Source organism: Cobetia sp. SIMBA_158, from assembly GCF_046566945.1.
Lineage (GTDB): Bacteria > Pseudomonadota > Gammaproteobacteria > Pseudomonadales > Halomonadaceae > Cobetia > Cobetia amphilecti.
Map to the genome: position 1 here is coordinate 1 of NZ_JAWJYL010000308.1, position 275 is coordinate 275.

Sequence of the window (275 nt, forward strand, 5' to 3'; positions counted from 1 at the left end):
GAAATATCGTTATTTGTAAAACAAACAATGACGAAACAAGAGACAGCAACGCTAGTTAAGCGCCTAGCCTTATATCCTGAAGTAGAGAGTGTAACGTTTATTTCAAAACAGCAAGCACTAAAAGAGTTTCAGGATGTGTCAGGTTTTGGGCAAGCACTAGAATATTTAGATAGCAACCCGTTACCCGATGTTGTGCTCGTTACACCTACTAAGCGGCATCGCCAGCCTAATGCCGCCAAGGTACTTATGACCAAGTTAGAAGCTGAACGTGAGGT

1 protein-coding gene is annotated in these 275 nt (G+C 42.5%); it reads left to right on the top strand.

Going from position 1 to position 275, the window contains the following annotated elements; all coding sequences use genetic code 11:
• Positions 1 to 275 (top strand): cell division protein FtsX (locus tag R2R70_RS20090; RefSeq protein WP_410978913.1); only part of this gene is annotated, 275 nt, incomplete at both ends.